A 23,974-nucleotide genomic window follows, 5' to 3' on the forward strand; every position below is an offset into this window, starting at 1 on the left:
AGGCGATGGCATTCGTAACCGCACGCGGGGCGCGTTTCCACACGGTGGAGCTGGGGACGTCGGGCCCGTTGGTCGTGATGCTGCACGGATTGTTCACCGGCAGCGTGGCCTCCTGGTACCTGACGGTGGCACCGCTGCTCGCGGCACGGTGCCGGATCCGACTCATCGACTGGCGCGGCCACGGGCTCAGCGAGCGAACGCCGTCGGGTTACGGCTCGACGCACATGGCCTCAGATCTGGACGCGTTGACCGCGGATCTGGAGCCGTTCGCGGTCGTCGGGCACAGCTTCGGCGCGATCGTCGCGTCGCGTTTCGCACTCACTCATCGCGATCGAGTCACCCGAATCGTCATGGTCGATCCGCCATTAGCGGAACGGGCTCGGCCGTGGTGGACGCCCGACGAAAGCTCGCAGGCGCTCGAACAGGCACGAACGGCTGCGGCCGAATCCTGCGAGAACCGCCGGGCTGCACTGGCTCTCGGCTTGGTCGAGCAGACGACTTTGCTGGCCGAACTCGAGGCGGAACCTGCGCTCACCGCCACCGACCTACGGGAATTGGCTCGGATTCCGACCTTGATCGCCGTGGGATCACAGTCCAGGTATCGCGCCGCAGCCGAGGGTATGGCCCGTGACCAGTCTGCGATGACCTGCCGCGTCCTGCCGGGCGGTCACGATCTACACGTCGAATCCCGGCGTCCGCTCGCCGACATCGTGAGTAGCTTCCTGGGGGTTACCGATGACTGAGATCGTCGCCAATCGCCTTCGGTTCCACGTCCAACGGTTGGCACCGAAGGGCCCGAGTTCGGCGAATTCCCCGACGGTGGTGTTCCTGCACGGCCTTGCCGTCGACGACCTGTCCAGCTTCTACTACACGCTCGCGGGTCCGGTGTCGAAGGCCGGCGCCGAGGTGATCCTCTACGACCAACGTGGTCAGGGCCGGTCGCAACGACCGCGGACCGGTTATCGCCTAGCCGACGCCGTGGGGGACCTGTTCGCGATTCTCGACGCCTTGGACCAACGCCAACCGGTACACCTGGTCGGCAACAGCTATGGCGGCATATTGGCCGGGCTCGCCGCGCTCGAGCGCCCGGATCGGGTTGCGAGCGTGGTCTTCATCGACTCCTGCTGCGCGGGCGCGGCGGTCGAGGCGTGGTTGGAGAGCATGCTCAACACCCTCAGCGCGGCGGCCCTGTTATACGAGTACGACCGGCTCGACGAGCAGTGCGCGGCTGTTGGCTGGCGCAAAATAGCCAGGCAAGTGCGCGGCATGTCGGGACTGCTGAGCGAGACCACACTCATCGAAGACCTGGCCGCCAGCCCAACGGTCGACCCGACGCGTTTGGCCGAGATCCGCTGCCCGGTGCTCGCGGTGTTCGGCGAACGGTCCGACATGGTTTCCGCGGCCGGTGATCTGACCCGCCACGTGCCGGACTGCACCTTGGAGATCCTCCCGGGAATGGCCCACACGGTGCTGCGCGAGTCGACCGACGTGCTCTGTGAGGTTGTGGTGTCGTGGCTCAGCCGGCACGGATCGATCGCGCGCACTGCCACCCTCGGAGGCGGTGAAATCCGTTGAGTCGCTTCCTCTTTGTCGTACCGCCACTCACCGGGCACATCAACCCCACGGTATCCGTGGGAGGGGAGCTGGCCCGGCGGGATCATGAGGTGGCGTGGGTCGGCCACACCGAAGCTCTCCGAACTCTGCTGCCCGGGAACACCCGAATATTTTCAGTCGCCAACGACTTTTCCGCCGATCGGCTGCATTCCTTCGGGGATCAATGGTTGCGCCTGAAGGGGTCGGAAGAACTGAAGTTCTTCTGGGAGGAGTTTCTGGTCCCGCTCGGGCACGCGATGCTCCCCGCGGTTACGGCGGCAATCGATGCGTTCGCCCCGGACGTGATCGTGTCCGACCAGCAGGCGCTCGGAGGTGCGGTAGCCGCACGCCGATCGGGAGTGCCATGGGCGACCTCGGCCGTCACATCCTCGGAACTGGTTCGGCCGCTTGCCGCCATGCCTAAAGTCGAGGACTGGGTGACCGAGTGCATGGCTGGCTTCCAGCGAGCCCACGGCATCGCCGATCCGGTCGATCTACGCTGGTCCGACCAGCTGGTGCTCATTTATTCGACCGCGGCGCTGATCGGCCCGCTCGACGGTGTTCCCGCGCACTACGTGTTCCCTGGCCCGGTGCTCACCGCCCGGCCGCAAACAACTCCGTTCCCCTGGTCGTGGCTGGATCCGGAGCGGCGAAGGGTGCTCGTTTCGCTCGGAACGCTGAACACCGACGTGGGCGGCCGCTTCTTTCGTACGCTGCTGGACGCGGTAGCCCAGGAGGGCGAGCGGTTGCAACTGATCGTGGTGGCCTCGCCCGCGTCGATCGGTCCCACCCCGCCACATGTTCTCGTCCGGGAGTCCGTTCCGCAATTATCGCTGCTATCCCGCATCGACGCAGTCGTGTGCCACGGCGGCCACAACACAACCTGTGAGGCGCTCTCTTATGGGTTGCCGCTGGTGGTGGCACCGATCCGGGACGACCAACCGATCGTCGCCCAGCAGGTCGCCGACGCCGGTGCGGGAATCCGAGTGAAGTTCAATCGCGTGCGATCCGCAGAGCTGCGTGAAGCGGTACTCGCCGTTCTCGACGAACCCTCTTACCGCCATGCTGCCCGCCGGGTGCAGGCATCCTTCGCGGCGGCCGGCGGCACCGTTACGGCCGCGGACCATCTGGAGAAAATGACATGACTGATCTTGTCTCGCAGCTGGACGCGGCCCTCGACCTCCGCGTGGTCGGCCACTTCTACAAGAAGCTTCACGGCAAGCACCCCGCTGGATACTGGCATGCCCCCGGTGCGATCACGCTACTCGGCGACGACGATGCCGCGCTGGCGATGGCAGTTCGGTGGGGGGCGATCGCGGCTGTCGAACCCCGCAAAGACGACACCATCATGCTGCGATCGATCAATCGCCTCGGTGAGAAGTACAAGTCGAACCTCGCCGACCTCGCTCCGGACGCATATGGCGTCGGTGCGGCGACTCGAGACTGGGTCGTCGAGCCGCTGGCGGTCCTGTGGGCCATGCGCGAAGCCGGGCACAGGTTCGGCGGCGCGACCGTCACCGTCATGACCGATATTCCGCGCGACTCAGGACCGGCGGTCTCGGTGGCCATAGCGTGTGCGACCGTCCTCGCCTTCCGCGACCTGTACGGGCTCGACATCCGGTCCGCCGAGAGCGTCGAACTCGTCGGCCGCGCACTCAGCGCCTTCCGCGTTCCCGTCCAGGGGCCCGGTGTGGCAGCCGCTTCCCTGCTCCTGGACGGCGGTGTGGCACTTACTCGCGACAGCCGGGACACGACGAACCAATACCTGCCGCTGGACCTCGAGTCGGCGGGCTTGCGCTTGTTGATCATAGATACTCGGGTACGTCAGGGCACTGCCGAGATGCTCCGTACCGACGCCCTGGATGTAGACGAGCGCGATCTGGTGCAGGCGGGGATGGCGAGTCTGCGCCGCGGTGACATCGAAGGCCTGGGTCCGCTTCTCACCTCGGCTCACAGCCGAGCACACGATGCCGGACGGACCAGCGCCGAGCAGAACCTCGCGGTGACAACCGCGGTCGCGGCGGGAGCGCTGGGCGCTCGGGCAATAACAGACCGAATGGGCCGACCGGCGATCGTGTTGGTGCCCACCGCCCAAGTCGCCGCCGTCCGATCCTCGATCGTTCGGGCATTCGGTGAAAGTGGTTGGCGTATACCACGATTCATGACCTCGGCTGCCGTCCGCCGCGCCGGACGCATCGCCGGACCGACTACGAAGACGGAGAGCCGATCATGATCTCATTGGCATCGAACCGAAGTAAGTCGTTCGGCCTGCTGCCGCTGGTGACCGCGGCAGGGATTGTGGGAAATGGGATCCGCATCCGCATGCGCCTGCGCCGCCTGCCGGTCGTCGAGCCATCGACGGAACCGGTCGGGACCGCCCACCGATTTCTTACCGCTGCTGGAGTGCGGTTGGACGACGCGACCCGGCGCGCCGCAAGCGCGCACGCCGCTCGGCGCGGGTTGCAGGTTCTCGACCTCATCCCGGATGGTCTGCCAGCGGAGACGATATTGGAATTGCTGCGCAGGTATAACCCGGCTACGTTCCGTTCCGATCCGTTCGCCCCCGCGCGCAGCGCATCGCACGCGATACTCGCCGACGCGGATGTGCTGGAGCGAGCCGGTATCGGCCAGTTCGAGATGCTCGAGCCAACGGAACTCGCCGGAATCGCACTGCGACTCAAGCAGTACGCAGGAACCTCCACCGACGCTGCCCTTGTGCCTGGTCTGCCCGCCCTGCCCGATCACAGCAATGTGCAGCGTGCGTGGATCCGGGCCGTAACGGATCAGCCAGCGTCCCCTGCCGAGTTGCTGACCACCTTCGCGGGACCACCTTTGACCTTCGCTGCCCTCGTTTTCGGGTGTGCCATGGCCAATCCGGTCTGTGGTGCCCTTGCCGTGTTGGCATTCGGACTGCAGCCGTTGTTGACTTCGGCAGGGTCCGGTTCGATCACAGCTGACGTCTCGGTCCGAGGCGTGATCGGCAGGACGTGGCGTAGGCCGAAGGTGTGGGCGGGGGCCGTGCGAGGACAGGGCGCGGCCGCGCGGTCCGAGCTCCTGGAACAGATCGAAGAACGCCGGCCCGCCTACGAAACCGAGCTGGCCGCCGGAACGCAGCGATTCTTCGAGCCGCGCCGGGAAACCTGTCCGTGGTGTGGCGCGGCGGACTTGTCGGTTCGCCTGGTCACGCCCGACCTGCTCCAGCACAAGCCGGGCAGGTTCACTCTGGAGGAATGCCGCAGCTGCCGGCACGTCTTCCAAAATCCTCGGCTGTCGCTGGCCGGTCTCGAGTTCTATTACCGCGACTTCTACGACGGTCTCGGCGGTCCGGTCACCGAACAGGGGTTTTCGCTCACCAAGGGCACTTATCTGGATCGAGCGCGAATGCCGCTGCCGTTCACCACACCAAAATCTTGGCTCGACGTGGGAACCGGTCATGGCCATTTCTGCACTGCCGCCCGCGAGGTCTGGCCGCAGACGGTCTTCGACGGGCTGGACCGTGCCGACGTCATCGAGGAGGCCGAGCGCCGCCGCTGGATCCGCCGGGGCTACCGGGGAATGTTTCCCGGGTTCGCCGACGAGATGGCCGGCCGGTACGACGTGGTCAGCATGTTCCACTATCTCGAGCACACCCGCGAGCCGTTTATCGAGCTCGATGCGGCCGCTGCGGCTCTCACCCCCGGCGGTCATCTGCTGATCGAGCTGCCGAACCCCGAGTCGAGTTTCGGGCGGCTCCTCGGACGGTGGTGGATGCCCTGGCTTCAGCCACAGCATCAGCATATGATCCGGCCGGACAACTTGATCCGCGCACTGACGGACCGCGGCTTCACGACGGTGGCGGTCCACCGCGGCGAGGCGAACCAGCGGGGTAGCGACCTGACGTGGGGACTGGTCCTCGCCGTGAACGCCATTACCTACGACCCGAAGCTGCCGTGGCTGCCGCAGACCCGGCTGCGCAACTCACCGATGTTCCGAGCGGCTCAATTGGCGCTGCTCGCCGCCGCGTTGCCGGTGGTCCTCGTCGCTTGGATCACCGACTCGGTGTGCCACCAGGTCGTCCGCCATACCGGCGGCGGCAACGCGTACCGGGTCCTGGCCCGCAAAGAGTGCGGGACCGGTGTCGCATGAGCCGGTTCCTGTTCGTCGTCCCGCCGCTGGCCGCTCATGTCCACCCGACCGGAGCGGTCGGGCAGGAACTGGCCGCGCGCGGTCATGACGTCGCCTGGGTTGGGCACTGCGAACGGATCAGGCCGATGCTGCCAGCGGGCAGTCAGCTGATCGAGGTCGGTTATCCCGCCGACGGTTCCGCCGAGCCGGTCGGGTCGCACGAGTGGGGGCGTTCGATCGAGGCACGCAGACGGGGGAGGCGGGGGCCTGAGGCGTTTCGCTTCCTATGGGAGGATTTCCTGATCCCGCTGGCCAACTCGATGGTGCCCGGTATCGAAGCCGCCGTCAGTGACTTCAACCCCGACGTGCTCGCCGTCGACCAGCACACCGTGGCCGGGGCGCTGGTCGCCCGTCGGCGCGAATTACCATGGGCCACTTTGGCAATTATGTCGGCGGAGTTGGTCGAGCCGCTCGGACCCAAACTGCAGGACTGGGTCGGGCAGCACCTCGATGGCTTTGCGCGCTGTTGGGGGCTGACCGAGGATCAACTGCTCGACTTGCGCTTCTCAGACGATCTGGTGCTCGCATTCACGACCCAAGCGCTGGTGGGTCCGCTGGACCGGTTTCCTACCCACTACCGGTTTGTTGGACCAGCGGTCGCCGCGCGAGACGGGGAGTTCCCCTTCGACTGGCTCGATCCAGAGCGTCAGCACATCCTGATCACCTTGGGAACCGTCAGCGGCGACATCGGCCAGTCGTTTCTGACAAAGGCGATCACGGCTGTCGAGGGACTCGGCGACCGGCTCCAAGCGGTCGTCGTCGCCCCGCCTTCGTGGATCGACCTGCCCGCCGAGCACGTGCTAGTGCGGGAGTTCGTGCCCTATTTGAAACTCCTGCCACACCTGGACGCTGTGGTCTGTCATGCCGGCCACACCACGACGTGTGAGGCCCTGGCACACGGAGTGCCGCTGGTGGTGGCTCCGATCCGCGATGACAATCCGGTCGTCGCGGGTCAGGTCGTCGGCGCCGGTGCCGGCATCCGGGTGAAATTCGGCCGCGTCCGCCCGACCGAGTTGCGGGAAGCGATCTCGGCCGTCATCGAAGACCCGTCCTACCGGGTGGCCGCGCGCGCAGTGCAAGAGTCCTTTGCCGCGGCGGGCGGCGCGGTCGCCGCGGCCGACCACCTGGAGAAATTGGCAAGGATTTGACCGCGCTCGCCGAATACGGCGAGCGCGGTCGAGTTTGCTCGGCGGCTGAGCACCGCGACTGCTCGAAGCCTCACCGCGATTCGCGATCATGCCGATCGAAGCTATCCGATGGCAGCGGTTTTGCTGGCGTGCCAGCGGGAATAACGGGCGAAACCGTCCATATCCCGAGGAGTAACCATGAGTACCGACGCGATCGTGCTGCTGCGCGACGACCACAAGGCAATCCGCAAACTCTTCCGTGAGTTCGAGAAGGCCGGGCAGGACGCGTACGCCACCAAGGGCCGGGTGGTCGACAAGATCATCGAGGCGCTGACCGTGCACACCTACATCGAGAACGAGTGCATGTATCCCGAGGTCCGCAAGCTGGCTCCCGACCTGGAGGACGACATCCTCGAGTCCTACGAGGAACACCATGTCGCCGATCTGCTGGTGGGGGAGTTGGCGACAATGAAGCCGGAGGACGAGCGCTTCACCGCTAAGACCACCGTGCTGATCGAAAGCGTGGATCACCACATCGACGAAGAGGAAAACGAATGGTTCCCCAAGGTCCGTGAGGAGCTGGGCCGCAAGCAACTGCAGGAAATCGGCGCCCGCATGATCGAACTGAAGAAGAAGGCGCCCACCTCGCCCGCCCAACCCTCGGCGCTGAAGAAGACCATCGACGCCGTGATTTCCTGAGAACAGCCAGCCCTCGGCCCCGGCAAGTCTCCTCAGCAGCGTTTGGCTGTCCGAATGCGGGTTATCGCCAGAAGACCGGCTGGAACCAGCAGGCCGGGCACCTCCGAACAAAGGGGCCGTAATCATGGGCACTGTAGATAAGGCAAGGAATAAGGCCGAGGAACTCTCCGGCAAGGCCAAGGAGAAGTTCGGTCAGGCAACCGACGACCGGGACAAGAAGCAGGAAGGCAAGACCGAGCAGACCAAGTCCAACCTCAAGGATGCGGGCGAGAAGGTCAAGGACGCCTTTCGCGACTGACTTGTCCATGCGTGCATGTTCATCTCGGCCGGACGCATAGGCGTCGGCATCGGGACGAGCCTGGAAAGGAAGCTGATATGAGCACTGTGGCCGCGACCGTCGATGTCGAAGTACCGGTTCGCACCGCCTACAACCAGTGGACACAGTTCGAGACCTTCCCGCAGTTCATGCAGGGTGTGGAGGCGGTAGACCAACTCGACGACAAGCACACCCATTGGCGTATCCACGTCGGACCCTCGACCCGGGAATTCGACGCGACCATCACCGAGCAGCATCCCGACGAACGTGTCGCGTGGAAGTCCGATAGTGGTCCCGATCACGCGGGCGTGATCACTTTTCATCGGCTGGACGACACCCACACGCGGATCGCCGCGCAGATGGATATCGATCCGGAGGGGTTCGTGGAGAACGCCGCCGACAAGCTCGGCCTGCTGAAGCATCGCGTCAATGGCGACATGCAGCGCTTCAAGAAGTTCATCGAAGGCCAGCAGCACGAAACAGGCGCCTGGCGTGGTGATATTCCACGCCCTGACGCATAACTCGGATTACCTGACGCTCGCGCTCTAGGCCTTCCAGCAGCAAGAGCGCGAGCGGGTCCGGGCCGAGCAGGGCTGGGTAACGGCCACCGTCGAAGAGCCCTGCTCGGCCCGCTGCGCTGAACCGCGAATACTCAACCAGTCTCCGAACCATCGCTACGCCGCGCTCGGTCCTGGGATGCGAAGTGACAAGCCATGGGCGGCGAGCACTCAACTCCCGCGAACGCGCCGCTAGCCATTGTTGAGCGTACTGTCAGCAAACATACGATCGCGCTGCAACTTCGATAAATGGGTGTACATCCTCGGTCCTGAGGCGTCTACTTAATATGCAGCACACAGGTCGATCGTCGTGGCTGTGTGCTTCCCGTGGCCGTGGCTGGGTGTGCGTAGTGACGCGTGCTGGCATTGCGCGCATGACCGATACAGCACCGGAGGGTTTCTGAGCCCTTCGAACACAGCAGCGAAACGAGGTAGCTGGCCATGATCGTTCTCGGAATCATCCTTCTTGTGCTTGGTTTCATATTCAACTTCCCGATCCTCTGGACCATCGGGATCGTGGTTCTTGTCATCGGGCTCGTGTTGTTGCTGTTGGGGTCGACGGGTCGCGCCGTCGGCGGCCGACGCCATTACTACTGACCCCGGCGCGCGTTTGCGCTCCGATCGGGTCGCTGCGACCGCTATCGGCTGAGCGCGCTCGGCGTCGGCGGCGCAGCCGCTAGCGCTCATGAGGCACTTCTCGATCATGGGACCGCCGATCGAGTCGTCGATGCCGCGTTTACGGCGGGCATCGATCCCCTGAGACGGGCATTCCCGAAGGTTGTGCTCAGGATCGGCTGGGCCGCAACGATTTTCCGTTGCGGCCTGGCTCATGCGGACAAGATTATGTGGCGTCGCGATGTGGACGTTCGAGTGTGTTCCGCGCGCGTTCGAGTACCTGTCGTGGCTCGAAATGGTCGGCCTGCCACGAGTCGGTGCCGATACCCACTCTGCCGCGCCAGGCGCGCACGACCTTGGTATGCACCGGCCATCGCACGAATCGGCGCATATCCTCTTCCGATTCCCACACCGTGATGGATCCCCCGCGCAGCGCGGCGGGCCGGCCCCACAGCCACAGGCCCACCGCGCCCTGCATGACCGGCCAGGTGTTCCCCAGCTCGAGCCCGATCTCATAGATGCTGCGGACTTCCTCCTCGGACCGAGCCAGAAAGTCGGTCACGCTGACGAACACACTCCCGGAAACATCCTGGCGCGGACCGGGTTTCCACGGCATGAGCACGATGCCGTCCGCGAACGGCTGCTCGGGTATCTCAATAGTACGCATGTGCCTACAGTACGCACGTGCGTACTATTATGGGAAGCGTGTGGTTCAACTCATTGCGCGCATGGTCTGCGGATCCAGGCCAGCCCGGGACCCGACCTCACGGTCCGATGACCTCCACGGGGCTTCCGTACCGTCCCTGCATGCGGCGTCCGAAGTCCCGCAAGGAGGGGCCGTCCTGCTCTAACCGGCAGCGATGCATCGGTGGCAGCGTGAAATGGGATGAAGGAAGGGATGACGAGAATGGACCACGGACTGCCCGATGATCACACGGTGAAGGCAGCGCTTGCGCTCGCGGTGCGGGCGCCGTCGGTACACAACACCCAACCGTGGCGATGGCGAATCGCCGATCACTGCGTGCATCTGTACCTGGACCCAGCCCGGGCGCTGTCGTCGACCGACCGCGGTCAACGCAACATGTTGTTGAGTTGCGGTGCGGCACTGCATCATCTGCGGGTGGCCTTCGCCGCGCTCGGGTGGTCGGCGCTGGTGCACCGCCTGCCGAACCCGGCCGAACCGAACCACCTGGCGACGATCGAACTGGTGCGGAATCGGCCGAATTCCCAAGATATCGCGCTGAGTGCCGCGATCACCCGCAGAAGGACCGATTATCGGCATTTCAGCTCATGGCCGGTGCCGCTGGGCTATCTGGGACTGGCCAGCGAGCGCGCCGCGAGATTGGGTGCGGTCGTGCGGCAGGTGAGCGGCACGCCGCGTGAGCTATTGGTCGATCCGCTGCGTGACGCGGTCCAGCGTCGGGCCGAGGACCTGGAGAAGTACCGATGGGAACTGGCTGAGTGGAGCGGCAGGCACGGAACACCGGATGCTGTGCCCGCAGGAGGCACTACGCGAGTTCGGGCCGATGATGAATTTCCGGCTGGTCCGCAGACCGGCGAGGTGCCCGAACCCGACTTCGCCGAACTGCTCGTACTCGGCACCTCGGGCGATGACCGACAGTCGCGACTATGCGCGGGCGAGGCGTTGAGCGCGATCCTGCTGACCGCGACGAACGTCGGCCTGGCCACCTGCGTACTGACCGAACCGCTCGAAATCCCGGCGCTGCGCCCCCGGGTTCGCGCCGCAGGCTTGGAAGGCTATCCGCAGGCCCTGATAAGGGTCGGTTGGGCGCCGAGTTCCGATCCGCTGCCCATGACGCCGCGCCGGGAGGTCGAGGAAGTGCTCGATCCCATCGAGGCCAGCGAGGCAACAGCTTGCTAGGGGTCGATTACGTCGATTCGGTGAGCGCGACCTGATACGACGTCGCAGCTCTCAGGACCGGTGCGCGATACGGTCGAGTGTGGTGCGGGCGAGGCGATCCGCCCAGGCCCGCGCTCGTTCCAATCTCGGACTCCTCTGCCGTGGACACTGCTTCGATTTCGAAGCTACGACCGGGCTTATGTCCTAGGACAGTGCCGAACCGACGCTTGCCGAGGGACTTTCGACCATCCCGGTTCCGGCGCATGCTCGATATCGCTCAGCTCGATCGAGGCGCCGCGCGCGGCGAGCGCGTCATCGACGAATTCGGCGATATCGCGGTCGATCCCTGTGCGGTCGTGTAGTGGACCGCGATGTGGGTTGTATTCGCTTCCATACCGACACCGTCGCGCCGTATGGTGCTCGCCAGGCAGAGGCGTGGTGCCCGCAGGGTGGGACCAATGGCGCATGGACGGTCAAGGACGGTTATCGAGGCTGGCGACCGGATCGGGCTCGGCGATCGGTTGCCATTCGATCAGCGATTCGTCGACCACCGGTCGCGCACCGCACAGTACGTCGTATAGCTGCATCGGCAGTACAGCGAAGATCCGATTCAGCTGCCCGGGGGAGAACAGCTCCGACAGCGCCGCCGTGACCGCGCCCGCGACGGCGCCGACCTCGTCCTCATCGATACCGGCCTCGCGGGCGAACTGCCTGATGAATTCGCTGACACCATGCCGGACCGGCACGTGGCCGGGCACCCAGCCCTCGTAGTAAGCCCCACGCAGAATCTCGGGGAGTTGCGCGGTCAAATGTGCCGAGCTGCCGACATTGATGCGGTCGCGCACGGTATGCAGCCAGGCGCGCAGCGCGCGGTAGGCGAATGCCGGTTCGTCGGTATCGAGACTGTCGGCCACAGCACGCAGCCAATCGTGCGCGGTCTGCACGGCGGGCGCTAGGGGATCGGCGTGGTGCGGCATCATTGGCCTCCTGAGTGCTTGCCGGTGGTGTAGGCCCCAGCCTGCGACGTGCGCGGCCACTGGCCTAGGGCCGAACGGTGCCTCGGATGAGCCGATGGTCCCGCATTCGGATCGGGGGCCGCCTTACCGCGGCAGCGTGTCGACGTCAGCTGGGAAAGTCGGAAGTCCCTTCCGTGACGGACGTTTCGCACCGGGCCCGGGTCCGCAGCTGCCATGCGACGCCACCGTGATCAGCGACGAAACGGACTTCGACGCCCGCCGCCGGTGCGACATTCTCACGGCACAACAGGGTGGGCGAGGACCGATCGGCGCGCTGAGCAGGTCTTTAGGCCCTTTCGCCAGATAACCGACGCTGCGAGCGTGACTATCGAACAGTTCAACCAAGCAGGAGGACACCGATGCCGAGCCAAGCCCCTACGCATGCGCCGCTCAACGCGCCGATTGTGGTCGCGGTCGACGGTTCGGCCATATCCCTGCAAGCGGTGGCTTGGGCGGCGGTCGACGCCGCAGTGCGCCGGCGCCGCCTGGAAATCGTGACATCGTTCGCGATTCCGTTCGGCTTCGGACCGTCGGCGACGGTGACCCAAACCGATATCGACCAGCTCCGCGATGACGCCGAACAAGTACTCGACCAGGCCATTCGGGTCGCGCGCGGCGCGGCGCCGGATGCGGCACTGGCGATCACGACCGAATCGATCGACGAGCCGATCATCCCGGCCCTGCTGACCCGATCGAAGCAGGCCAGCATGCTGGTCGTCGGTGGCCGCGGCCTCGGCGCCGTGCGTCGCGTGCTGCTGGGTTCGGTCAGCGCCGCAATCACCCGACACGCACACTGCCCGGTCACCGTGGTGCACACCAACTCGGAGACCGATGCGATCTCGGCGTGCAAACCGGTGCTGGTGGGCGTCGACGGCACCGAAAACAGCGTGGCCGCCATCGAATTGGCCTTCGAGGAGGCATCGCGGCGCAGGGTGAGTCTCATCGCCCTGCACGCTTGGAGTGACGCGAGCGGATTCGTGGCGGAGACGGGCCGGACGAACATTCCGGAATCGGAAAACGCGCTGTTCGCCGAAGGCCTCGCGGGCTGGGCCGAACGCTACCCGGATGTCTCGGTCCGCCGAGTCCTGGTGTGCGACAAACCCGTTCGCTCTCTTCTCGAAGAGTCCGCGAATGCCCAACTGGTAGTGGTCGGCAGCCATGGCCGCGGCGGCTTCGCGGGCATGCAACTCGGTTCGACCAGTACCGCATTACTGCATTCGGTGCAGTGCCCGATCACAGTCGTGCGGGTTGAATGACGCAGCCCGAGTGCGCTGGATCTGTGGACCAGCGGTGTCTGTCTCCTCGGTTCAGCTCCGGCAGACGAGTACCGGGCATGTGGTGTGGTGGAGTAGGTCTCGGCTGGTCGATCCGAACAGCAGCGCGGAGGCGGCGGGGTGGCCGTGGCTGCCGACGACCAGCAACTGCGCGTCACGCGCCATCTCGCTCAACACCGCGCGCGCCAGGCCCGGGATCGGCACCTCGATGACCTCGACATCCGGATATTCCGTGCGCCAGCCAGCCAGTGACTCGGCCAGCAGCGCGCGCTGCTGCTCATTGTGGTCGAGACAGTGGCCAACCGGTTCGATGCGTGAAGGCCAGCAGTGCACGGCGGTGAGCTGCACCTCGAGCGCGGCGGCGATTTCGAAGGCGTGGGAAATGGCCGGAATGCTGAGTTCGGTTCCGTCGATGCCCACCGCCACCACCGCGAACCATCGCGCCACCCGACCGTCAGGGAGCGCAGCGCCATCGCAGACCGGAGCGCCGAGCGCCGATAGCGATCGATCCTGGCGATTTCGGTGTGACTGGTGACGTTATTGCGATCTCTGGGTGCTGGCTGCCGGAAGGTGCTGTGCGCATACGGCTTCCACGAATTCGCCGACGGTGCTCTCGGGCAGCCTCCGGGACAGGTCGGCCTCGGTGATGATGCCGACAAGCTTGCCCGCCTCGGTCACCGGAAGTCGTCGGATCTGGTGTCGCTCCATCAGTGTCAGCGCGGCATCGATATCGGTGTCGGCGTCGACGGTGAGCAGTTCGTCGCCCTGGGCCATTTCACCCGCTGTGGTAGTGCGCGGATTCACGCCGGCGGCAATGCATTTGACGACGATATCGCGATCGGTGACGATGCCGACGGGATGTCCCTCACCATCGCAGATCGGCAACGCACCGACATCGAGCTGACGCATCCGCTGCGCCGCGGTCTCCATGGTGTCGCGGACCGTAATGCTCGCGACATCGGGCTGCATGATGGCCTGTGCGGTGGTCATGGCTGGCTCCTTGTCGAATGAGTCGTGCACTGGTCACTCCCATCATCGACGGTTTCCATGCTGGTCAGCGAGGGCCGAAAGTCACCGCGGCGACGACTCCTCGATACTGGTCCTGGTGGGTACCGACGAGGAGGGTCTTTCGGCTCTGCCACACGATTCACGCGAGCGGCATGCTGGGCTCGTGACCACCCCAGCGATACAGCGACAACCGATCCGGACGATCGACCGGAGGCCGTTCGAACAGACGGTCGAGCGACTGCACCTGGAATTCGACGGCCAGTTCTCCCGAATCCGGGTAGCTTCGACGGTCCGGCGGTGCGCCGGCGATCTGGCGGGCACTCCACCCGGCGCATTGCCCGAATTCTGTGAGCGGTTGGCCCGCCAACGCCTGCTCGACACGATGCCCATACCCGCTGCGTGCGGGTAGAGCTGCGGAGTTCGATGTGGACGTCATTGCCGCCGCGACCACACCGGGACTTCTGGCCCTTGATCACAGGGACGGATCGCCCGAGTCTGAATAGGTGAGAGCAAGCGGAGAGCCCGCACCGGTGATAGATGTACGCCGACACGACGCGGTGATCTTCGATATGGACGGGGTGGTCACCGACAGCGCGTCGATGCATGCCGCCGCGTGGACCGAACTGTTCGACGCATTTCTCGCCGAACACCCCGCCGAGCCGGGCCAGCATCGATCACCGTTCACCGAGGCGGATTACCAGTGTTTCGTGGACGGTAAACCGCGCTACAGCGGTGTGGCGGATTTCCTTGCGTCGCGGGGAATTTCGCTGCCTTGGGGTGACCCGTCCGATCTGGAGCACGACGCCGCCATTTGCGGTCTCGGCAATCGTAAGGATCATCTGTTCTGGGACCGGCTGGTCCGCGACGGAGTCCCGGTTTTCGAGTCCACGGTCGCGCTGGTGCGTGAGTTGCGTGACGCGGGGTTCGGTACGGCGATCTTCTCAGCCAGCTGCCACTGTGCCCAACTGCTCGAGGCCGCCGGTGTCGACGATCTGTTCGCGGTGCGCGTCGACGGGACGGTCGCCGAAGAGCTGGAAATGACCGGCAAACCCGACCCGGCGACCCTGGCAATCGGTGCGGTGCACGCGGTCGCACAGCAGGGCGGGCTGCGAGTAACGAACGGCCGAAAGGTCACCGAGTTGCGCCCGGAGGTGGACTGGGACAAGGGCAGGGCACTGGACTGGATCCTGAATCATCTGCCGGGCCCGGAGCTGCCGATCTATCTCGGCGACGACCCCGCATCTACCGCAACGACAGCCAATAACTGCGCCTCATCATCTCGATAGGCCGGGAAGCGCCGTGGGCTTTCGAGCGTGCGGGCACTTCCCGGTGTTTTCGTAGTGGCCGGTCAGAGATCCATGAGATCAGCTGCGAGACTGGTCAATTCGTTCCGATAGGTCGCGGCGAGTCCGACCAGCGAGTCGGCTTGGGCTTGCTGCGCTTTGACCATGGTTTCGAGCACCATCACCCGCCGTCGAAGTTTCGCGATGATCCTCGCCTGATCGCTGATGATCGCTGCATGGTCGGTGATTCTCGCCGCTGCACCCGTACCGCCGGACGCCGGTTTCTCGGTGGCCAGGACGACTGAACTCGAATAGGTCACCAGGTCCTCTGCTCCGACCGCCACCATGCCCATTTCCTCTTCGGGCTCGACGCCTGTCCCGCCGTCGGTCGCTGCCGCAACTTCGGCTACCTCCCTCTCGGTGGGCGTGCCCTCGTCACCGTCTTGCTCGACCTCACTAGTGGTTTCGCTCTCGGCTACTTCCTCGGGTTCCGCGACCTCTGCCTGGGCCTGCGGCTCTGCTGCCTCCGAAACCGCTGCCATTTCCTCGGCCACCGCATGTATTTCAGCGGCCGCTTCCGCCTCGAGGGACTGGACGACGTCCTCTACAGCGACCTCGATATCACCCACCTCGGCCACAGTCGGGTCCTCGGCGACCTCCTCAGCTTCCGCCACCACAACCTCGGCCTGGGCCTGCGGCTCTGCTGCCTCCGAAACCGCTGCCATTTCCTCGGCCACCGCCTGTACTTCAGCGGCCGCTTCCGCCTCGAGGGACTGGACGACGCCCTCTACAGCTACCTCGATATCACCCACCTCGGCCAGCGTCTCGTCGTCAGTTTGCGCCTCGATTTCAGCAGCCGCTACCTTGGCGGAGGCTTCGGTCTCCACATCCTCCTCAGTGTCAGCTGCCGCGTATTCCTCGGCTGCTTCCACAACCACTGCCGCAGATTCCGCTTCCACTTCGGTCACCGCTGGCGGCTCGTCCTCGGCCTGTCCCTGTTCGACCGCCTCGAAGACCCCTGCGTCTGTAACGGGTGACTCCGCCGCAGTTGCCTCGGCCGCCGGCTCTGTCACTCCGGACGCTTCCGCCTCGGGGACAGTGGCCGGATGTCCTTCGTCGGCCGCTTCGCCCACAACTGCTTCAGCCTCGGCCACCTCCTCGCCGTATGCGGGTGCCGCGCTGTCAGCGGCCACCTCCAACGCAGAAACCTGCTCGGCTTCCGCTTCAGCCTCGGCGATCACCGCATGACCACCGTCCTCTGCGGCGACGTCCACCTCGGCCGGCGTTTCGGTCCTGACGTCCACGCCGTCTTCAGCTACCGCTACCTCACCCGAGGCGTTGCCCATCTCCTCGGCCACCGTCGGCCCCCTTTCGCCGGTGTCGGTGTCTTCGGTGATCTCGACTGCGGCTTCGGCCTCGACTACCGGTTCGGCTTCCAGCACTTCACCTTCGGCGACCGCTTCGCCCTCATTCACAGCAACGGCAGCCGTCTGCGCCACCGACTCCGCACCTTCGGCCGATCCTTCAGCTTCCGCGTCAGGTCGGGCCATGCCAGCTCCACTCGCGGCAACGCCCTCGTCTTCGGTGTTCACCTTCTCCGTATCCTCAGCCGCGTCCGCGATCTCGTCTCCCTCGGCCGCGACTTGTGGCAGTTCGTTCTCGGCTGCTGTTTCGGCTTTGCTCTGGGCGGCAACAGCGTCGGCTTCCGCGACCGGCACCGCAACTTCAGCCTCAGCGTCAGGATGAGCCTCGGCGGTGGCCTCATCTTCGGCGCCGTTCGCCTCCGTTTCCTCGGCCGCGTCGGCAACCTCAGCTTCGGCCTCGACTACGCCCTCCACTTGCGGCAGTTCGTCTTCGGCTGCCGTTTCGGCTTCGGTCTCGGCGGCAACAGCGTCGGCTTCCGCGACCGGCACCGCAACTTCGGCCTCAGTGTCAGGATGAGCCTCGGCGATGGCTTCGTCTTCGGCGCCACTCGCCTCCGTTTCCTCGGCCGCGTCGGCAACCTCTACTCTCGGGTCCACTTGCGGCAGTTCGTCTTCGGCTGCGGTATCTGCTTCGATCTCGGCGGCAACAGCGGCAGCTTCCGCGACCGGCGCTCCAACTCCAACTTCAGCCTCAGCGTCAGGGTGAGCCTCGGCGGTGGCTTCATCTTCGGCGCCACTCGCCTCCGTTTCCTCGGCCGCGTCGGCAACCTCAGCTTCGGCCTCGACTACGCCCTCCACTTTCGGCACATCATCTACGGCTGCGGTATCTGCTTCGATCTCGGCGGCAACAGCCGCAGCTTCCGCGACCGGCACCGCAACTTCAGCATCAGCATCAGCATCAGGCTGAGCCTCGGCGGTGGCTTCGTCTTCGGCGCCACTCGCCTGCGTTTCCTCGGCCGCGTCGGCTACCTCAATTTCGGTCTCTACTCTCGAGTCCACTTGCGGCACTGTATCTTCGGTCGTGGGCTCATCTTGGGCGACTGCCGTACCCTCGACTGCCGCAGTTTCGGTGATCATCTCAGCCTCGGCAACCGGATCGCTCTCGGCGATGGGGGATTCACGGACGTCGGGCGCCTCAGCTACGGGTTCCGCCTCAGCATCGGTGACGGACTTACTCTCGGCTACGGCCGCTTCACTCGGAGCAGATGCTGATTCGCTCCAGGCCGCTTCGGTACCCTCAGTCGCAGCTGCTGGGTCCCACTCGGCCGCCACATCGTGTTCAGCCACCGATGCCGTAATTTCCTGGGCTGCTTCATCTTCTGCAACCACCGCTTCGTCTTCAGCAACCACCGCTTTACCTACGGCAGCCGCCGCTTCGCCCTCAACCGCAACTTCACCCCGAGCGAGCACGGCTTCGCCCGCTGCGGCGGGCGCGTCGACCTCGGCCGCAGTGGCCGTCTCCGGCTCAGTCACGGCCCCCTCGCCGTCGGTAGCTGTCGTCTCTTCCTCGGCGGCGGCCGCGCCGTCGATGGTCTGCGCCCGGTCGTCGGTCGTTGTCATAATTGTCTGCCCTTTCGAACACTGCGATAGTTCCCCGGTTCGAGCCGCGGGGGCCTACAGCGTCGCACGGGATCGCGGTTGCCGGTTCCGAATCCGGCGGTGCTGGTATGCAATTCAACAGAAGTGCGCATTGGACACCGATCTGTAACCCGAAACGCCGGTAACGTCGAGTTGGCTTGTTTCGAGCGGTTGCACCCCGTCACGCGACTGCGTACGCACGACTCCGGTAAGCCGATGATGCTGGCATGTTGCTATGTCAGGGAAAACTCGGTCGGGGCGAACCGGCCGCACCTCATCGAGTCAGCTCTCCAAGCCGCAGTAGCGCAGTCCTAGCCGTAGCGGCCCTGTTGAAGGCCACGTCAACGGATCAAGGTGCTCGAGCGACGATCATCAGCCTCGCCGAGTTCGACCTACTCGCGAAATCCCGTTGAGCAACTGATCAATCCGAGGTCGGGATCATCGAAAGCGAGACCGAGCCTACTGAGCGCACCGACGTGACGGAGAGTCGATGCTAACCGTTCTATTCATCAATGCGGTCCGCTGGCCGACACGAAATCCTGACTTCGCATGCCGCGGAACCTACGGTCTCAATACGTGGTGCGAGCTCCGGGAATGTATTGGGGGAACTCACTTTTGATCGACAATGGCGTCGACCATCTGGTGATCCACCCTGCCGAGGGTGTGCCGATATCAGCCAATGGGCCACCCGCCATCGCGACCCAACAAGGGGATCACCTACGTCGCCTGGCTCGGCACCGACTGCCAGATCAACATCGTCGCCCTGGGCTCCAGGCGGCAGCGGATCGCCGCCTGCACTTTCGCCGCCTCAGCCGTTTCCGTAGATACGATCCGGGACGACGAGAACGACTGCGCGGCGCTCGGCAGCCATGACCCGGTCATATTCGTCCCAGTCGTCGTGCGTGCCACCCGCCGCGGTGAAAACCTCCCGTAGCAACTGCCGCAGCCGTTCGGCATCGATGTCGGGCACGGGGTCGTCGGGACCCGCGATCCACACCGGTCCCTCAACGGCCGCCCACGCCCATCCGACACGAACGACAACGGTCATTCGTGCCCGAACACGGAGATTGTCCAATTTGCGCGTACCACCGCGGACTACCATGCCCACCACGGGCTCGCCGGTCTGCGGGTGCGCCAACACACCCGCGTTGACGAGCGAGGACTGAACAGTGCCATCGGCCCGCGAGGTCGAGACGACACAAAGGCCATGATCGCCGGCGATCAGCCGAGCAAAGTCCGCGATATCGGTCACGGCCGAAGTCTACGGACCGCGGGCGACGATGCGGACCTTCCGATGCCGAGTCCGTGCAATCTCATTACGTCCCCAGGCCTATCCCAGTGCGCGAAAGCCATGGCCCCAGGGGGCGGCACCGGTCGGATTTCGAAGAGCGTCGTCGACACCCGACATCGTCACTGTCGGGGTTTTGAAGGCCGACACGCGCCCCGACACAGCCGATCCAGTGGGACGAATTCGCCGCGGCGCGCAGAGATCATATTGCCGGACGTGGCGAAGTCGGAATTACGCGAGGACACTGAAGGCGTAGCGCCGAATTCAACTAGGAGCAATATCATGGCATCCGACAGGCCTTTCGGGATCGATCCGGAAGAATTCGAACGCGCGCTGCGCGAGGCGGGGATCGAATTCCGTGACCTCCTCGGAAGGGCCAGCGAGTACATCGATCGCACAACCGTGAGTACGCTGGCGTCGCTGCTGGGTCAGTTCGGTCCGCCGCAGCGACAGCGGCCACCGCAACCGGAGGGCGAGACCACCGGCGAGACCGGCAGCGGAGTGTGGGCGATCTACAGCATCGATGACGCCGGCGAGGCCAGGGTCGAGCAGGTTTTTCCGAGTGAGCTCGAGGCCTTGCGTGCGCATCGCGACAATACCGACGAACGCCGTCGCGTGCGGTTTCTGCCCTACGGTGTCCCCACAACCGCGCTGGGCACCCAAGTGCCGGGCTCTGATTGATGGCAGCGCAATAACCGAGTAACCCTTTTCAGCGCCGCACACATACTTCGCAAGCGAATATCACTGTAGTTTTGGACATGAGCCCGGCGGGCTCGCACGGGCGTTGCCCAGCGGCACCGGCGCGCTGCCGTCGTATCCGGACCCATGCGTGCCAGGCTGTCGGGGCTGGTTTCGAACATCGGGTACAGCTGCGGTGTGGTCTTCGCCGATCCAACGGCTCGGTTCGTCGATTCGACTCGCCGCCATGGCATTCCGCCAACGTTCGATATGCTCCCGCGCGGGTTTTCGGAAACCTCTACGCGCGTAGTAGTTCCGGATGGTCCGTATCGTGGTCGTTCGATAACATCCGTCCGGAGCCACACGAAACACGGCTCAGCACTTGGTCTATGGGGTCGATGCGTATTCGCCGCGCTAGGCTGCCGGATCTTCCAGCGGAATTCCGCCGCGCAGCGCCGCGAAATACGCGTCACTCTCCAGATTATCGAAGGCGTTGTCCGATCCTTTTGCGCTATCCATTGTTTGAGCACGGTCGTGATTCGAATACGGATACGCGTGTCGGGGGTGTGCGTAACCGGAGCGAGCGACACTTTCACCGATAGTGATGCTCGGTACGTTGTCCGCTGTTTTCTGCCCCGAGTCATCGGAAAGCCGGTGAATCCGGACGATGTCGAGAGTAAGTACCGCTTGGCCTGCACGGGATCTGCGATGGAAAGCGATCCAGGCATGCTCTCCGGCAGCCCCGGCTTTGTCGAGGGCGAGATGAGCTCGCGGACAATCGCGATCCACGATCCCCAAGTAACCATACAAGTGACCACGCCTGCGTCAACTTCGATTTGCTTGCCTGTCAATGGTTTCCGTACCCAACAAATCCCACTGCCTGTCCGTCGGCCCGCGATGCCGATCACCCACCAGCCTCGACACATCGAACATGATGTACCACCGAAACATCCCAACCGATCGGACGGCAGCGGCATCTTCCTGATCTCCCGGTATCGCATGAGCGACGGTCCCGACGGTCTTATCGTCGGATACGGGGCCATCGCCGCGATCGAGGTCGACCACGCGCTCGACCCGCTGCATACCGCGCTGGAGGGGGCCGGTTAACCACGCGGCACACCGGGATTGTCACGCCCAGCAGCGATTTCACGGTAGCTGCGGATCTGCAGGACACTGAGACGAAGAGCGCCGGTTGTCCGCACGCCACATGCCGGGCCCAGGCGTTGCGGCTGCTCGGAGACGTTCTCCGCTGCTGATCGACCAGCTCGACAACGTCGATCCGGGACGCATTCGCGCGCGACGGCGCTCGCAACCCACCATCGCACACGTTTCACGGGCACCAAAATTGGCCGATACCAACATCTTCCGCGTGAATTGGTGTCCAATTCCACTGTTCAATGGTGTTGCAGATGACGATGTAACCAGTCAGGAGCGCCCTCGTGCCACGTGAAATCGATGCGACCGTCTTCCCACATCTGGATGCGGACTTGGACCGCGTCCGTGAAGTTCTCGGACCCGTTCGGCTGGAGGGCAGGCCCGAACTGGCCGCGCTCACCGACGAAGGACCCGATACCTCTCGCCGTCTGGTCCGCCCTACTTTGACCTTGTTGTCGTACTATCTGCTCGCCGATCCCGCTGCCCCGGCCGACGACCGGGTGGTGCGCGCCGCTGCTGCCGTCGAGTTGCTGCATCTGGGCTCGCTCTACCACGACGATATCGTCGATCACGCGTACGAGCGTCGTGGCCGTCCCAGTGCCAACGTGGTGTGGGGTTCGCATATGGCTGTATTGGGTGGGGACTCGGTGATGCTCACGAGCGTGCGCATGCTGGCCGAACTCGGTCGGCGTGAAGTTCACGCGGGGGCGATCGCGGGTGAGCAGATGTGCGCGGGCATGGTGATCGAGGCCGCTGACCTCTACGTGACCTCCCGAAGCGAGCAGTCCTACCTGGACGCGATCGATGGCAAGACCGCTGCGGTGCTGTCGCTGGCGTGCCGGGTGGGCGCGATGCAGGCCGGTCGGCTGGAGGATGCAGAAGAGGCGCTGGCCCAGTTCGGCCGATACTTCGGATTGGCCTACCAATTGTGTGACGACATCCTCGACCTGACCTCCACCGCCGAAGAAATGGGTAAGCCCGTCAACGCGGATCTGTCCGAGGGCATCTACACACTTCCCGTGATCCGCGCGGCTGCCCGCGACCAGGATCTTGCCCGCCTGCTGCGCAGAGCGATGACGGGTGAGCAAGCCGCACGCGCCCGTGAGCTCGTCGTCGCCTCCGGTGCCGTGGACGAAGCACGGGCCAGGGCCAATGAATTCATGGATCAGGCTGGTGGGCAGCTCGCCAGTGTGCCCGTCGACCCACGCGCCCGCCAGGCGATGATCGCCTACGCCCGGTCCATACTCGACCGGCGCACTCCTGGTCCCGCGGTGTCCCGGCAGCCGACGCGGTCATCCCGAGCCCACGGTGCTGGGCTCTCGCCACAGCTCGCGCAATGGTTGCGAAGCTGGATGGTGGACACCGGACTTGCCGTCTCCACGGCCGAGGCCGACTACCACCGGTGGATGGGAGCGATCAGGATCCCGGCGCAATCCTTGGCCCCAGCAGCGGACCCGGCCCGTGAACAGACCGCCTACGCCATGGCGGTGCTTGTCCTCGCCTGGGACGACCTCTTCGAGGATCCGCAGCTGAGGGACCCGGAAGCCGTTACCGCGCTGAGGCGTGGCATGGTGGCAATGCTGCGCCAGGACCCGCAGAAACCGTGGCGGTCCGGTGCGATCCCGACGGCTTGGGCGAGTTTGTGGCCGCGCCTACGGGAGGGCCGGAGCACCCGCTGGCAGGAGCGGTTCCTCGACGGCATCGAGGACTGGTTCGAAGCCGCCGAACGTGAAGCGCACCATCGCATCAACGGCCATATCCCCTCCGTAGCCGACTATCTGCCGCTACGGATGTCGACCAGCGGGATCGATACCGCCATCGCCTGTATGGAGGTGCGCCAGGACCGGGAACTGCCGTTGAAGCTGCGCAACCACCCCGTGATCCGCCGTCTCGAGGAACTCGCCTTCTGGGTGACCTTCGTGGAGAACGACCTGGTGGGATTGGATCAGGACGAGGCAGATCAAGTCCCTTACAACCTGGTGCGGGCGGTCCGTCACGAGACCGGCTGCACCCGCCGCGACGCGGTCGAGCAGGTGCAGAGTCAGGTAGCGGATCAGCGCGCCCAGCTCGAGGCGCTGATCCGCTACGTCCCCGCGCTCCTGCGCGTGCTTCCCGGCCTGTCGGGCGAGGGGAAGGACTACGCGGAGATGTACGTGAATATGACGAACGTGGGGCTCTGGGGTCGCGAGAGCGATCGGTACGAGCCAACCTCCGCTTCCGCAGCACCGGACTTGGAACGCTTGCGCCGTGAGATCTACTACTGGGCCGACGAACCGGCTACTACCGCGCCGTAAGCCGCCGCAGCCGGCAATCAGGGTGTCCCGCGCAATCCACCGTA

22 protein-coding genes are annotated in these 23,974 nt (G+C 65.0%); 15 read left to right on the top strand and 7 right to left on the bottom strand.

The window, feature by feature from the left end:
• Positions 1 to 5 precede the first annotated feature (5 nt).
• The 10 genes from ACIBG0_RS25640 (at position 6) to ACIBG0_RS25685 (ending at position 9,053) form a co-directional block, all read left to right on the top strand.
• Positions 6 to 743 (top strand): alpha/beta fold hydrolase, encoded by a 738-nt coding sequence (locus tag ACIBG0_RS25640; RefSeq protein ID WP_397035516.1) that lies wholly within the window; start codon positions 6 to 8, stop codon positions 741 to 743.
• Positions 736 to 1,575: an alpha/beta fold hydrolase gene (locus tag ACIBG0_RS25645; protein ID WP_397035517.1), complete on the top strand. Its 840-nt coding sequence runs from the start codon at positions 736 to 738 to the stop codon at positions 1,573 to 1,575. Before ACIBG0_RS25640 ends, ACIBG0_RS25645 begins: the two co-directional genes overlap by 8 nt.
• Positions 1,572 to 2,738 (top strand): glycosyltransferase, encoded by a 1,167-nt coding sequence (locus tag ACIBG0_RS25650; protein ID WP_397035518.1) that lies wholly within the window; start codon positions 1,572 to 1,574, stop codon positions 2,736 to 2,738. Before ACIBG0_RS25645 ends, ACIBG0_RS25650 begins: the two co-directional genes overlap by 4 nt.
• Positions 2,735 to 3,826 carry a hypothetical protein gene (locus ACIBG0_RS25655; RefSeq protein WP_397035519.1) on the top strand — a complete coding sequence of 364 codons (1,092 nt, stop codon included), beginning with the start codon at positions 2,735 to 2,737 and terminating at the stop codon, positions 3,824 to 3,826. Before ACIBG0_RS25650 ends, ACIBG0_RS25655 begins: the two co-directional genes overlap by 4 nt.
• A complete protein-coding gene (locus ACIBG0_RS25660) occupies positions 3,823 to 5,718 on the top strand; it encodes a class I SAM-dependent methyltransferase (protein ID WP_397035520.1) in 1,896 nt (631 codons plus the stop codon). Before ACIBG0_RS25655 ends, ACIBG0_RS25660 begins: the two co-directional genes overlap by 4 nt.
• On the top strand, positions 5,715 to 6,905 hold the full coding sequence (locus ACIBG0_RS25665; RefSeq protein ID WP_397035521.1) for a glycosyltransferase: 1,191 nt from the start codon (positions 5,715 to 5,717) through the stop codon (positions 6,903 to 6,905). The genes ACIBG0_RS25660 and ACIBG0_RS25665 overlap by 4 nt, the downstream gene beginning before the upstream one ends.
• Positions 6,906 to 7,082: 177 nt before the next feature.
• Positions 7,083 to 7,583, top strand: a complete 501-nt coding sequence (locus ACIBG0_RS25670) for a hemerythrin domain-containing protein (protein ID WP_397035522.1) — start codon at positions 7,083 to 7,085, stop codon at positions 7,581 to 7,583.
• Between the two features lie 124 nt (positions 7,584 to 7,707).
• A complete protein-coding gene (locus ACIBG0_RS25675; protein ID WP_397035523.1) occupies positions 7,708 to 7,881 on the top strand; it encodes a CsbD family protein in 174 nt (57 codons plus the stop codon).
• A 77-nt stretch (positions 7,882 to 7,958) separates the two neighbouring features.
• The gene (locus tag ACIBG0_RS25680) at positions 7,959 to 8,420 is read left to right on the top strand and encodes an SRPBCC family protein (RefSeq protein WP_397035524.1); all 462 of its coding nucleotides are present in this window, start codon (positions 7,959 to 7,961) and stop codon (positions 8,418 to 8,420) included.
• Positions 8,421 to 8,897: 477 nt separating this feature from the next.
• Positions 8,898 to 9,053 (top strand): DUF6131 family protein, encoded by a 156-nt coding sequence (locus ACIBG0_RS25685; RefSeq protein WP_397035525.1) that lies wholly within the window; start codon positions 8,898 to 8,900, stop codon positions 9,051 to 9,053.
• A gap of 244 nt (positions 9,054 to 9,297) precedes the next feature.
• Here ACIBG0_RS25685 and ACIBG0_RS25690 read toward each other — a convergent pair whose 3' ends face one another.
• The gene (locus tag ACIBG0_RS25690) at positions 9,298 to 9,738 is read right to left on the bottom strand and encodes a hypothetical protein (protein ID WP_397035526.1); all 441 of its coding nucleotides are present in this window, start codon (positions 9,736 to 9,738) and stop codon (positions 9,298 to 9,300) included.
• A gap of 240 nt (positions 9,739 to 9,978) precedes the next feature.
• On the opposite strand from ACIBG0_RS25690, the gene ACIBG0_RS25695 reads away from it, so the two are divergent.
• Positions 9,979 to 10,953, top strand: a complete 975-nt coding sequence (locus ACIBG0_RS25695; RefSeq protein ID WP_397035854.1) for an Acg family FMN-binding oxidoreductase — start codon at positions 9,979 to 9,981, stop codon at positions 10,951 to 10,953.
• 452 nt (positions 10,954 to 11,405) lie between these two features.
• Here the strand turns inward: ACIBG0_RS25695 and ACIBG0_RS25700 are convergent, their stop codons facing one another.
• Positions 11,406 to 11,912, bottom strand: a complete 507-nt coding sequence (locus tag ACIBG0_RS25700; RefSeq protein ID WP_397035527.1) for a DUF2267 domain-containing protein — start codon at positions 11,910 to 11,912, stop codon at positions 11,406 to 11,408.
• 395 nt (positions 11,913 to 12,307) lie between these two features.
• Here ACIBG0_RS25700 and ACIBG0_RS25705 point away from each other — a divergent pair, with 395 nt between their 5' ends.
• The gene (locus ACIBG0_RS25705) at positions 12,308 to 13,204 is read left to right on the top strand and encodes a universal stress protein (RefSeq protein WP_397035528.1); all 897 of its coding nucleotides are present in this window, start codon (positions 12,308 to 12,310) and stop codon (positions 13,202 to 13,204) included.
• A 51-nt stretch (positions 13,205 to 13,255) separates the two neighbouring features.
• On the opposite strand, the gene ACIBG0_RS25710 is transcribed toward ACIBG0_RS25705, so the two are convergent.
• The 3 genes from ACIBG0_RS25710 to ACIBG0_RS25720 all read right to left on the bottom strand — a co-directional run bounded on the left by ACIBG0_RS25710 (position 13,256) and on the right by ACIBG0_RS25720 (position 14,666).
• Positions 13,256 to 13,642, bottom strand: a complete 387-nt coding sequence (locus ACIBG0_RS25710; protein WP_397035529.1) for a universal stress protein — start codon at positions 13,640 to 13,642, stop codon at positions 13,256 to 13,258.
• A 117-nt stretch (positions 13,643 to 13,759) separates the two neighbouring features.
• Complete coding sequence (locus ACIBG0_RS25715) at positions 13,760 to 14,212, bottom strand: CBS domain-containing protein (RefSeq protein WP_397035530.1); 453 nt, start codon at positions 14,210 to 14,212, stop codon at positions 13,760 to 13,762.
• Positions 14,213 to 14,369: 157 nt separating this feature from the next.
• Positions 14,370 to 14,666 (bottom strand): hypothetical protein, encoded by a 297-nt coding sequence (locus ACIBG0_RS25720; protein ID WP_397035531.1) that lies wholly within the window; start codon positions 14,664 to 14,666, stop codon positions 14,370 to 14,372.
• 67 nt (positions 14,667 to 14,733) lie between these two features.
• Between ACIBG0_RS25720 and ACIBG0_RS25725 the strand changes: the two genes are divergently transcribed.
• Positions 14,734 to 15,516, top strand: coding sequence for an HAD family hydrolase (locus ACIBG0_RS25725; RefSeq protein ID WP_397035532.1), 783 nt, complete (start codon positions 14,734 to 14,736; stop codon positions 15,514 to 15,516).
• Between the two features lie 62 nt (positions 15,517 to 15,578).
• On the opposite strand, the gene ACIBG0_RS25730 is transcribed toward ACIBG0_RS25725, so the two are convergent.
• Together ACIBG0_RS25730 and ACIBG0_RS25735 are read right to left on the bottom strand one after the other, a co-directional pair.
• Positions 15,579 to 18,497: a hypothetical protein gene (locus tag ACIBG0_RS25730; RefSeq protein WP_397035533.1), complete on the bottom strand. Its 2,919-nt coding sequence runs from the start codon at positions 18,495 to 18,497 to the stop codon at positions 15,579 to 15,581.
• 826 nt (positions 18,498 to 19,323) lie between these two features.
• On the bottom strand, positions 19,324 to 19,767 hold the full coding sequence (locus tag ACIBG0_RS25735; protein ID WP_397035534.1) for a pyridoxamine 5'-phosphate oxidase: 444 nt from the start codon (positions 19,765 to 19,767) through the stop codon (positions 19,324 to 19,326).
• A 318-nt stretch (positions 19,768 to 20,085) separates the two neighbouring features.
• Between ACIBG0_RS25735 and ACIBG0_RS25740 the strand changes: the two genes are divergently transcribed.
• Together ACIBG0_RS25740 and ACIBG0_RS25745 are read left to right on the top strand one after the other, a co-directional pair.
• Entirely contained in the window at positions 20,086 to 20,484 is a 399-nt protein-coding gene (locus ACIBG0_RS25740) for a hypothetical protein (RefSeq protein WP_397035535.1), read from the top strand.
• A gap of 1,436 nt (positions 20,485 to 21,920) precedes the next feature.
• Positions 21,921 to 23,930: a polyprenyl synthetase family protein gene (locus ACIBG0_RS25745; protein ID WP_397035536.1), complete on the top strand. Its 2,010-nt coding sequence runs from the start codon at positions 21,921 to 21,923 to the stop codon at positions 23,928 to 23,930.
• The last annotated feature ends 44 nt before the right edge of the window (positions 23,931 to 23,974 follow it).

Source organism: Nocardia sp. NPDC050630, assembly GCF_044457245.1.
Lineage (GTDB): Bacteria > Actinomycetota > Actinomycetes > Mycobacteriales > Mycobacteriaceae > Nocardia.